Annotated in this window: 11 protein-coding genes; 9 read left to right on the plus strand and 2 right to left on the minus strand. The window is 33.2% G+C overall.

Annotated features, from left to right (window positions below; genetic code table 11):
- Positions 1-26: 26 nt before the first annotated feature.
- From PQF96_RS07720 to rpmA, 4 genes are all read left to right on the plus strand, one after another.
- A complete protein-coding gene (locus tag PQF96_RS07720) occupies positions 27-902 on the plus strand; it encodes a DMT family transporter (RefSeq protein ID WP_271765655.1) in 876 nt (291 codons plus the stop codon).
- 97 nt (positions 903-999) lie between these two features.
- Positions 1,000-1,473 (plus strand): DUF4199 domain-containing protein, encoded by a 474-nt coding sequence (locus PQF96_RS07725; RefSeq protein WP_109434430.1) that lies wholly within the window; start codon positions 1,000-1,002, stop codon positions 1,471-1,473.
- 99 nt (positions 1,474-1,572) lie between these two features.
- Entirely contained in the window at positions 1,573-2,145 is a 573-nt protein-coding gene (gene rplU, locus PQF96_RS07730) for a 50S ribosomal protein L21 (protein WP_109434429.1), read from the plus strand.
- 55 nt (positions 2,146-2,200) lie between these two features.
- Positions 2,201-2,461, plus strand: a complete 261-nt coding sequence (rpmA, locus tag PQF96_RS07735) for a 50S ribosomal protein L27 (protein WP_109434428.1) — start codon at positions 2,201-2,203, stop codon at positions 2,459-2,461.
- A gap of 86 nt (positions 2,462-2,547) precedes the next feature.
- On the opposite strand, the gene PQF96_RS07740 is transcribed toward rpmA, so the two are convergent.
- Positions 2,548-3,168 (minus strand): hypothetical protein, encoded by a 621-nt coding sequence (locus PQF96_RS07740; RefSeq protein WP_271765656.1) that lies wholly within the window; start codon positions 3,166-3,168, stop codon positions 2,548-2,550.
- 65 nt (positions 3,169-3,233) lie between these two features.
- Here PQF96_RS07740 and PQF96_RS07745 point away from each other — a divergent pair, with 65 nt between their 5' ends.
- The 4 genes from PQF96_RS07745 to PQF96_RS07760 all read left to right on the plus strand — a co-directional run bounded on the left by PQF96_RS07745 (position 3,234) and on the right by PQF96_RS07760 (position 9,337).
- Entirely contained in the window at positions 3,234-3,572 is a 339-nt protein-coding gene (locus tag PQF96_RS07745) for a hypothetical protein (RefSeq protein ID WP_271765657.1), read from the plus strand.
- Between the two features lie 105 nt (positions 3,573-3,677).
- A complete protein-coding gene (locus PQF96_RS07750; RefSeq protein WP_271765658.1) occupies positions 3,678-5,261 on the plus strand; it encodes a tetratricopeptide repeat protein in 1,584 nt (527 codons plus the stop codon).
- 177 nt (positions 5,262-5,438) lie between these two features.
- Positions 5,439-8,306: a TonB-dependent receptor gene (locus tag PQF96_RS07755; protein WP_271765659.1), complete on the plus strand. Its 2,868-nt coding sequence runs from the start codon at positions 5,439-5,441 to the stop codon at positions 8,304-8,306.
- A gap of 26 nt (positions 8,307-8,332) precedes the next feature.
- Positions 8,333-9,337, plus strand: coding sequence for a phytase (locus tag PQF96_RS07760; RefSeq protein ID WP_271765660.1), 1,005 nt, complete (start codon positions 8,333-8,335; stop codon positions 9,335-9,337).
- 58 nt (positions 9,338-9,395) lie between these two features.
- Here the strand turns inward: PQF96_RS07760 and ahcY are convergent, their stop codons facing one another.
- Entirely contained in the window at positions 9,396-10,712 is a 1,317-nt protein-coding gene (gene ahcY, locus PQF96_RS07765; RefSeq protein ID WP_271765661.1) for an adenosylhomocysteinase, read from the minus strand.
- A 133-nt stretch (positions 10,713-10,845) separates the two neighbouring features.
- On the opposite strand from ahcY, the gene PQF96_RS07770 reads away from it, so the two are divergent.
- On the plus strand, positions 10,846-11,484 hold the full coding sequence (locus PQF96_RS07770; RefSeq protein WP_271765662.1) for a 4'-phosphopantetheinyl transferase family protein: 639 nt from the start codon (positions 10,846-10,848) through the stop codon (positions 11,482-11,484).
- The last annotated feature ends 112 nt before the right edge of the window (positions 11,485-11,596 follow it).

Raw genomic sequence — 11,596 nt, forward strand, 5'->3', positions numbered from 1 at the left:
CACTTTTGCAGTTTACTTTTTGAAAGATGCAAAACACAAAATTAAAATGGTTATATCTTATTATACTCTCTCTGGTTTGGGGTAGTTCATTTATTCTTATTAAGAAGTCGCTTATTGGTCTTACCCCACTGCAAATAGGGGCGTTAAGAACTCTTTTTGCAGCTGTGTTTTTATTTCTAATAGGTTTTAGGAGCATGAAAACTATAGCAGCATCTGATTGGAAATGGATTGCGATATCAGGCTTTTTGGGGACGTTTATTCCAGCTTTTTTGTTTGCTTTTGCCGAAACAGAAATTGATAGTGGGATTGCATCAATTCTCAATTCCACAACACCACTTGTAACACTTATTTTGGGAGTACTAATTTTCTCTATTCGATTTAATAAAAACCAGTTGATAGGGGTGATAGTGGGATTTGTAGGTTGTCTCGCATTAATTTTGGAAGGAGCTTCAGTAAACCCTGGTCAAAATTATTGGTATGCTTTATTAGTGCTTTGTGCTTCGGTTTGTTATGCAATGAATGTAAATATCATAAAACGATACATGCAGCATATTTCTCCTATGGCTATTGCAAATGGAAATTTTATTGTGCTTGTTATCCCAGCATTAATCGTGTTATACGGGTCTGATTTTTTTAAAGCTGAAGTAATTTCTAGCCCAAAAGTACATGCAAGTTTGATATACATATCGATACTTGCAGTAGTAGGAACAGGTATTGCCAAGGTTTTGTTTAATAAATTGGTGCAGATTAGTACCCCTGTCTTTGCAACTTCTGTGACTTATACAATTCCTATTGTAGCGTTGTTATGGGGTGTCTTAGATAATGAACAATTTACTTTTTATCAGGTATTAGCTTCTGGAATTATTATTTTAGGAGTTTATCTGGCGAATAGGAATAGGTAACTCGTATTCTTCTGTTAAACAACAAATTAACAACCTTTTAAGGTTAAAGAACTCTTAAATTTCATATTTTTAAGTAAGAATTTAAAAGAGAGAAGTTATGAAAAAGTCAACCATCCCAGTTAAATATGGAGTCTTAATTGCAATCGGGCTCATCATATATTTTTTAATTCTTTCGTTAATAGGAGTACAAACTAATCCTGTTTTTAGCCTTGGTAATGGTGTTATTGTTGCTTTTGGGTTATATAGTGCAATGAAAAATTTTAAAAAAGAAAAGGGAGGTGACTTTGATTATCAAAAAGGCTTCATGGCCGGACTTTTTACTGGTTTTAATGCAACACTTATTTTTACAATTTTCTTTGCTATATATGTAACCAATATTAATACTACTTTTTTACCAGAAATGCTTGCGAACTGGAGTTCCCACTATCATGTTGGTGTGGGTATAGTGGTTTTCATTGCTGCAATTATGGGGTTTGCCACTACTTTTGTACTTACTTTATCTTTTATGCAATTATTCAAAGAAAGTTGGAATCCGAAGAAAAATGGAAATTCTCGTCCTGTAGAAGCATAAAATGTTTGTCATTTAATTAATTAGCAGTATATTTGCACCCGCCTATTGAGAAATAGGTACAGTTCTTTATTTACAAAATAATTAATTAAACGTTACGCTATGTACGCAATTGTAGAGATAGCAGGGCAGCAATTTAAAGTTGCAAAAGACCAAAAAGTATTCGTACATCGTTTAGCTGGAGAAGAAGGAGACAAAGTTTCTTTTGACAAAGTTCTTCTTGCAGCAGATGGTGAAAAAGTTACTTTAGGCGCCCCAGCTATAGATGGAGCTCAAGTAGGAGCAAAAATCACAAGACACCTTAAAGGTGATAAAGTTATTGTTTTCAAGAAAAAGAGACGTAAAGGATACCGTGTTAAAAATGGTCATCGTCAATCTCTTACAGAAATTGTAATTGAAAGCATTGTAACTTCTGGAGCAAAGAAAGCTGCTCCTAAGGCAGAGGCTAAAAAAGCTGAGCCAAAAGCAAAAGCTGAAAAAGAAGTAAAAGCTTCTGCTCCTAAAGCAGAAACTAAAACTAAAGCAGCAGCTCCTAAAAAAGAAGCAAAAGCAGCAAGTACTGAAGATTTGAGTACTAAAACTGTAGCTGAATTGAAAGACATGGCTAAAGCTAAAGGAATTTCTGGAATTTCTTCTATGAAGAAAGCAGATTTAATAGCAGCTTTACAAGGATAACAAATTTAGACAGCAGAACATCCTGCTAGTAATAACAATATAAAACCGAAAGAAAATGGCTCATAAAAAAGGAGTTGGTAGTTCGAAAAACGGTAGAGAATCAGAATCCAAACGCTTAGGTGTTAAGATTTTTGGTGGACAAGCTGCCGTGGCTGGTAACATCATTGTAAGACAAAGAGGTACAGCACACAAACCAGGTGAAAATGTATATGCAGGTAAAGACCACACACTACATGCTAAGGTAGATGGTATGGTGAAATTTACTAAAAAGAGAGATAATAAGTCCTATGTTTCAATAGTTCCATTTGAAGCATAAAGGACCTTTCCTTTGTAATATATTGACCCTTTTCAGAAATGGAAAGGGTTTTTTTATTTTCTCTAAATAAAGCCTTGTGGTATTATTTATTCAAAACTAATATCACAGATATTCTGAGTAGTACTCTTTTGGAAAGTTAGAAGTAGCTGATATTTTTTTAAGATCAGCTTCATAGAATTTTTGTCGCAATCTACCTCTTTGTTTTTTTTGGCTTCTGATAGTGTTGTTTCGCCTTTGTTTGGTTGATCAACAGATTTTTCAGTATAGGTCTTACGTAAACATTTTATGGGCACTTCTTTGACGAAATAGATTCGTTGTTCATCATAGGTCCAAATTTCGTTAGTAAATCCTTGTTCTTTAGGAGTGCCTTCATAATCCCATCTCCATGACTCATGCTCAGAGAAATAAAAGAATAATTTATTGTCATTGATATAATAATGATTTGTGTAACTGCTATGCCCTTCGGCATACGTATGTTGTATATGTACTAAATTGTCATTGTTATAATAAAATGTCAGAAAAGCTTCAGTTTGGCCATTGCTATTACATTTGTTTTCAAGAGCTAACGCTATTAGTTTGTCTTGTTCTAACAATTTTGTAATTGAGGAGTACTCCTCTTTTATGTTTTTGATATCTCCCTTGGTTTGCGCAAGACCTTTAGGTATAAAAAGGATAAGAATAAGAAGTGTTTTTATTAGTATGTTCATTGTTTTGTACATTAAACTAATTGCCTAAATTTACTTCTAAAGAATGATAAACCAAATCAATTTATATGAAAATTTCAATAATAAGTGCTCTGTGTAGCGCTCTCCTTGTGTTGTTTATAGGCTTTGAGGGATACTCGCAAGATATCCCTAAATATGATTATCTAGAAGTAATTGTAATTCAAAAAGCAAATAATAGTGGAAGGGTAAAAAGAATAAAAGTAGAAGAACAAGCATCTTTACAGGGTAAACAAATAACAATAGATAAATTAGAAGATTTAGAAAGCACTTCAGATTTATTAAATTATATGAATGCCGCCAATTGGGAATTTGTAGATCGACAATCTATAGTTTCTGAAGAAAATGATCCCGTATGGATGAGTTATATCTTTAGAAAAAGTAAATAATAACACAACACAAAAATAATAAACAAATAACGCAAAAAAATTGTGAGCATATTAAATTTGTAAGATTTTTCAATAGTTAAGGGAGCTATTTTTCACACAAGTTTTATGAAACAATTACAAAGGTTTATTTTCCTTGTTTATTTTTTTGTAGCCACAATTCCTTTTTGTTTTGGGGCACAATCTGATTTAGTAGAGCAACAGCAAATAGATAAAGTACTTTTAAGCCTAAAACTCGAACTAGAAACTGCAAAAAAAGATAGTGCTTCTGTGATCACCGCTCAAAAACATCTGCAATTAGGGAAGTATTATCAAAAAGCAAGAGTATATAATGAAGCATTAGAACAGTATAATAACGCGCTTACTTTAGTTCAGAAATATGATACGCTTGCTGTATTCCTAAAAAATGAAATAGGAGTAATTTATTTATCATTAAAAAATAGTAGCAAAGCAAAGGATTATTTTAATGAAAGTATATTAATATCATCCAGAATCAAATATGTAAAGGGAGAGGCAAAAGCAAGAAGTTTTTTGGGTTCATGCTACGAGAAAGAAGGAGAGTATTTAGAGGCACTCCAATATCAAAAAGAGAGCCTTTCACTGTTTAAAAAACTTGGAAATAAGGAAGGGCTTGCAATAGTGAATGAAAATATTGGAAGTATCTATGAGGACCTTGAACAATACAATCTTGCTTATGAATATTTTAAAAAAGCAGATGAGTATTTTAAAAAGATAAATGAGAATAGTCGTATTGGTGTTTTGAATAACTTAGGGGATATCAATCGAAAGACAGGTAATTATAGTGTCGCTCTTACTTACACAAATAATGCATATAAGCTAGCGGTTCAGTTTCAAGATATGTATGAATTAAAGAGCGCTCATAAGGATTTATCAAAGACCTATGGGCTGATAGGAGATTTTAAAAAAGCTTTTGATCATCTTTTAGAAGCAGAACGTATTAATGAAGAATTAATATCTTCTCAAAATATTAATCAATTAAATACATTGCAGGCGGTTTATGAAACCAAACAAAAGGAAACTCAAATTAACTCACTTTTACAACAAAAAAAGATAAGCCGAGCTAATCAAGATCTTCTTTTGGTTATTTTTGGGACAACAGTACTAATGGTAGGTATTCTGTTTGTGTATTTTAGAAGAAAGAGAAAAGAAAACCTAAAACTTCAAAAATACAAACAACGAATGTTAAAAGCAGAATTAGAAAAAAAAGCCTTCGAAGAAAAGAATTTACAACATGAAGTGCATGTAAAAACATCTGCATTATCCAGATACAGTTTACATATATCACAAAAAAACAAAATACTATCAGATTTGTCCCTTACACTAACAAATATGGTGGATAGAAAAAATATTGATGTAAATGCAAATATCAAAAAACTGATAAAGGAAATTAATTTTAATTTACATCAGGAACGAGAATGGGTCGAATTCAATAATTTTTTTGAAGAAATTCATCCTGATTTTATAAAAAAACTATCCTTACTTTCCGAAGAAAATCTATCACCAGCAGAATTACGTTTGGGAATGTTGTTGCGACTTAATTTATCATCTAAAGAAATTGCATCTATTTTAAGGGTGACTCCAGACAGCGTCAGAGTCGCTAGATATCGTTTACGAAAAAAACTTCCAATAGATCAAAAAGAAGAACTTGTTAGTTTTATGATTGCTTTATAGATTTTTTAAGGAGGTTTTGTTTTCTTTTTTCTAAACGTTATTGCAATGTAAATTAATCTTAATTGTTGCTCTATTGTTTCTATGACTTTAGTAAAATGTTTATCCTTTGTTGCCTTGCGTTTTATCCGTAAACCTCTGTATTAATATAGCTTTGCGTTGATCTTTAAACTCAAAGAAATGATACCGTCAAATTTTTTTAAATTAATTTTTGTAACGCTTTTAGCCGTTCTAACTTCGAGTAATTTACTTGCTCAAAATGGTTCTTTGAAAGGAACAGTAACCGATGAAAATGGTATTTTTATGCCAGGGGCTTCAGTGCAAATAGATGCCATAAATAAAGCTACTATTTCTGACTTTAATGGAAAATTTACATTGGTGAATATTCCGGAAGGGAATTATACATTAAAAGTAGAATATCTTGGTTTTTCAGATATTGAACAAGAAGTAAATATAGTCGAATCTAAAACAACTTTTGTATCTCTGGTTTTAACATCAAAAAGCGTTCAGTTAGATGATGTGACTATCTTGGGATATGGAAATAGCGGACAAGCGAGAGCGTTAAATACCCAGAAAAATAATATAAATATCACTAATGTGGTATCTACAGACCAGATAGGTAAATTTCCTGATGCTAATATTGGTGATGCTGTAAAACGTATTCCTGGAATAACAATGCAGGTTGATCAAGGAGAAGCCCGTAATATAATTGTAAGAGGACTTTCTCCTCAGTTAAATTCTGTAACCCTTAATGGTAGTCGAATTCCGTCGGCAGAAGGAGATAATAGAAATATTCAGATGGATTTGATACCATCAGATATGATACAGACAATTGAAGTAAATAAAGCAGTTACTCCAGACATGGAAGCAGATGCACTAGGAGGTTCGGTTAATCTAATTACAAGAACAGCTCCAGAAGGATTTAGACTTTCTGCAAACTTAGGGTCTGGGATTAATTTTATTACAGATAAAAGAATACTTAATGGGTCATTTCTGGTCGGAGATCGCTCAAAAAACAAAAAATTTGGATGGATGCTTTCTGCTTCTATTACTGATAATGATTTTGGTTCTGATAATATTGAAGCAGAATGGACTGATGAATTCGAGTATTATACAGGTGTTGACGATGCAGATGGAGAGCCAATTTTAGAAGAAGTTTCAGTTCGTCCATACACCAAAGAATTTCAGATTAGAACATATCTTGTACAACGTATTAGAAGAAGTTTTGCAGCTAATTTTGATTATCAATTTGATAGCAATCATAATATGTTTTTAAAGACTATGTATAACTGGAGAGATGATAGAGAGAATAGATTTCGCTTAGAACATGAAATCTTAGATGCCGAAGATATCGAAATAGATGATTTTACAGTGACAAATAATGTGCTTACTCGTTTCCCTGTAGAGGTAAAACGTCAAACCAAAGGAGGGATTGATAATAGTCGAAATAAAAACACAAGATTAGAAGATCAGCGTATGCAAAATTATAGCCTGGGTGGAGATCACCTTTTTGGAAATGTTAAAGTGGATTGGATGGCTTCTTTTGCAAAAGCATCTGAAGAAAGACTTAATGAGCGTTATGCAGAATATGAGTCTGAGTATAGTGTAAATAATGATAATTCTAATCCAGAGTTTCCAATATTCACTCCTGTAAATGGTATAGAAGCCAATGATCTTTCTAATTTTGAATATGGTGAGATTACCGAAGAAAATCAATACACAGAGGAAGAGGATATTAACTTCTTTGCTAATGTTGAAATACCTTCGGATTTATTTGGGAAAGGAGATGGGAGTATCAAATTTGGAGTAAGAAGTCGTCTGAAAAAGAAACTTAGAGATAACAGTTTTTTTGAGTTTGATTTAGAAGATAGTTTTCCAACACTTTCAGGTATCCCGACAAGGGATTATACAGATCCTGATTTCTTGGCTGGGAGTGAATACCAAGCGGGAGTTTATGCAGACGAAAGGTGGTTAGGAGGGCTTAATCTAGAAAATGGTGAATCTGTACCGGATGAATTTTTAAGAGCAAATTTTGATGTTGAAGAAGATGTACTGTCGGTATATGCAATGGCAAATCAAAAATTATCAGAGAAGTTTAGTGTTTTAGGAGGTGTTAGATTAGAACATACAATGATTAAGGCTACTGGAAATCAAATAGAAGATGAAGAAAATGTGATTGGCGAAATTACTGAAGAAAAATCGTATACAAATATTCTACCAGGTGTACATCTTAAGTATGATTTATCTCGTCAAACTATTTTTAGATTTGCATGGACAAATACTTTAGCACGGCCTAATTATGCGGATTTAGTGCCTTCTTTGGATGTGGTATCTAGCGATGAGGAAATTTTTGTTGGAAACTCTGATCTTGACCCTACAACTTCTATGAATTTTGATTTGATGGCAGAACATTATTTTAAATCAGTAGGTATCGTTTCTGGAGGATTGTTTTATAAGAAGATAGATAATTTTATATATACTTTTAGAGGAGAGACTACTAATGATAACTTTGGTAACGGTACTGCTGGATTTGATATTTTTCAGCCACTTAATGGTGATGATGCATCAATCTTTGGAGCAGAAATAGCTTTTCAGCGACAATTGGATTTTTTACCAGGGTTTGCCAAGAACTTTAGTGTTTATCTTAATTATACATACCTTACTTCTAATGCAGATGGAATTCGTAACGAATCTGGAGAAGAACGTGAAGATTTAGACTTGCCAAACACTGCCCCAAATATGTTTAACGGCTCTCTTGGATATAATGACACTAAGTTTAGTATACGGTTATCTGCTAATTTTTCTGATGCTTATATTGATGAGATTGGAGGAAATAGTTTTGAAGACCGATATTATGATCAACAATTTTTTCTTGACTTTAGTGCAAGTTATGCTATCACAAAAAACCTTAGGATTTATGCAGATTTAAATAATATTACTGATCAGCCTTTGCGTTTTTATCAGGGGATTTCTGAGCGAACAATGCAGGCAGAGTATTATGAAAGAAGACTTACTTTTGGTTTAAAGTATGATCTATTCAAAAACTAATAACGGCTTAATAAAATTTTGAATAGATGAAAAATACAATTATAGTAGCAATAGCGATTTTATTATTTTCCTGTACTAAAAAACTACCTCCTGTACATCCTAATATTATTTCAGAGAAAGTGCAATACGATACCGATGATCCTGCGATTTGGATTCATCCTACTGATGCTTCAAAAAGTATTGTTTTCGGAACTGATAAAGACACAGACGGAGCAATTTATGCTTTTGATTTAGAAGGGAAAATAATTCCGAGTAAAGTAATCGAGAACATAAAATATCCCAATAATATTGATTTAGAATATGGTTTTAAACTAAATGATTCTGTAACAACTGATATTATTGTTTTTACAGAAAGAGAACGAAATCGAATTCGTCTTTTTTCAGTTCCTGATATGAAACCGATAGATGATGGAGGTTTTCCTGTATTTGAGGATGAGACTACTTTAGAATTAAGGAGGCCAATGGGTATTGGGTTGTATAAAAACCCTGTAGATCATAGTATTTCTGCTGTTGTAAGTAGAAAGTCGGGACCAGAAAATGAATATCTATACCAATATCAAATTATAAGTGATAGCTTGGGTGTGCGTACTAAACTTATTCGAAAATTCGGAAAATTTAGTACCAAAAAAGAGATTGAAGCCATTGCTGTGGATGATGAATTAGGTTTTGTTTATTATGCTGATGAAGGAGTGGGAATTAGAAAGTATTATGCAGATCCAAAAAAAGGGAACGATGAATTAGCATTTTTTGGAGGAGAATATTTTGAAGATGATATAGAAGGGATTGCAATTGCTAGTAAACCCGAAGGGAATGGAGTACTTATCGTATCAGATCAACAAAAAGGGCAGTTCAATGTGTTCTCAAGAAAAGATAATAGCTTTATTAAAGCCATTAACCTAGGGACTAATGAGACCGATGGTTGCGAAGTAACTACAGTGCCGTTAAATACTACTTTTGGTAAAGGGCTTTTTGTGGCGATGAATAATGAGCAGAATTTTTATTTTTATAACTTAGAGAAACTAGGTCTTTAATTTATATAAAAGAGCCTCATCAATTGATGAGGCTCTTTTATATAAATTAATACAGTTTTTAGTACCTGTAATATTCTGGTTTAAATGGTCCTTCAACCGTAACGCCAATATATTCTGCTTGTTCTGGTCTTAGTGTTTCTAGTTCTACTCCAAGGCGTGCTAAGTGTAATTTTGCTACCTTTTCATCAAGATGTTTTGGTAACATGTATACTTCGTTCTTGTAATTGTCAGAATGATTCCAGAGTTCGATCTGGGCAAGAGTTTGATTTGTAAATGAGTTACTCATTACAAAACTTGGATGTCCAGTGGCACAACCAAGATTAACCAAACGTCCTTCGGCAAGAATAATGATATCTTTTCCATCAATAGTGTATTTATCAACTTGAGGTTTGATCTCATCTTTGGTGTTTCCGTAATTATCATTTAACCAAGCCATATCAATCTCATTATCAAAATGACCGATATTACACACAATCGCTTTATCTTTTAAAGCTTTAAAGTGTTGTGCTTGTACGATGTCTTTATTTCCGGTAGTAGTAATTACGATATCGGCATTACCAATTACAGTTTCCATTTTTTTAACTTCAAAACCGTCCATAGCTGCTTGTAATGCACAGATAGGGTCAATTTCGGTAACAGTTACAATAGAACCAGCTCCTCTAAAAGACGCGGCAGTACCTTTTCCTACATCTCCATATCCGCAAACGATTACACGCTTACCGGCAAGCATAGTGTCTGTAGCGCGGCGAATAGCATCTACTGCACTCTCACGACATCCATACTTATTATCAAATTTTGATTTAGTTACCGAATCATTTACATTAATAGCTGGCATTGGTAATGTTCCGTTTTTCATTCTTTCATAAAGACGGTGAACACCAGTAGTAGTCTCTTCAGATAAACCTTTAATACCATCTACTAATTCTGGATATCTATCTAATACCATGTTAGTAAGATCTCCACCATCATCAAGAATCATGTTTAGAGGCTGACGATCTTCTCCAAAAAATAAAGTTTGTTCTATACACCAATCAAACTCTTCTTCATTCATACCCTTCCATGCGTATACCGGGATTCCAGCATCTGCAATAGCAGCGGCGGCTTGATCCTGAGTAGAGAAAATATTACAAGAACTCCATGTTACTTCTGCACCAAGAGCCTGAAGTGTTTCTATTAACACTGCAGTTTGGATAGTCATATGAAGACACCCAGCGATACGAGCACCTTTAAGAGGTTGTTCGTTTTTGTATTCTTCACGAAGAGACATAAGCCCTGGCATTTCTGCTTCAGCTAATTCAATTTCTTTTCTTCCCCAGGCAGCCAATGAAATGTCTTTTACCTTGTAAGGAACGTAAGGTACTGTTTTGGTACTCATAGTTTTTATTTTATGTTTATGAAGCGCATTCTGGTATTTCGCACTAAATTGTTCTAAATTCGTTTTTCGAAAAATAGGGATATAAGTTCCTTTTTTCGGTTTGCAAAGGTACGTAATAACTTTAAGAATTTAAATGCCTCTTTACAAAACTATAACAGTAGATGAAAGTACTAATCTGTTGATTTGGAAGATCGAAGAGTCTTATGAGCAGCTTAGTAAAGGAATAGAATTAACAGACCATTGTCAGGATAGAGTTGATGGTATGAAGTCTGATATGCATCGTAGAGCTTTTATGAGTGTACGACATTTATTGGCTGTATTCGGTTATATTGATCATGATCTGTATTATGATGAGTTTGGAAAACCACATCTTAAGGATGGGAAACATATTTCGATTTCACATTCTTTTAATTATGCAGGAATTATAGTGAGTGATAAGCTGGTAGGGATTGATATAGAAAAGCAACGAGAAAAGATTCATATAATTGCACATAAATTCGTTAATGAATTTGAAAATGGATATATAGAAGAAGATATAGATAAGACACGCTCTTTAACTATTATATGGGGGGCTAAAGAGTCTTTATACAAATTATATGGGACTGCAGGCTTGAGCTTTAAGCAACATGTTTATATTTCCCCTTTTACCATAGATCATCCATTTATCTATGGGGCGATTAATTACAATGACAGTATCAGTCATTACGATATGTCGTTTATAGAATTTGATGGATTTACTTGCGTATATGCCCAACCTGCTACTGATATTTAGTTTCAAAACAGAAAATAACTTGAAGAGGTTCTATTTGTGTGTATCATAACAAGAACGACAACCAAAAAAATACCTAAAGTCATTCTTTAAAATATAAGCAATACGTACCTTC

Origin of the sequence: Aquimarina algiphila, assembly GCF_947494415.1 — a bacterium.
GTDB lineage: Bacteria > Bacteroidota > Bacteroidia > Flavobacteriales > Flavobacteriaceae > Aquimarina > Aquimarina algiphila.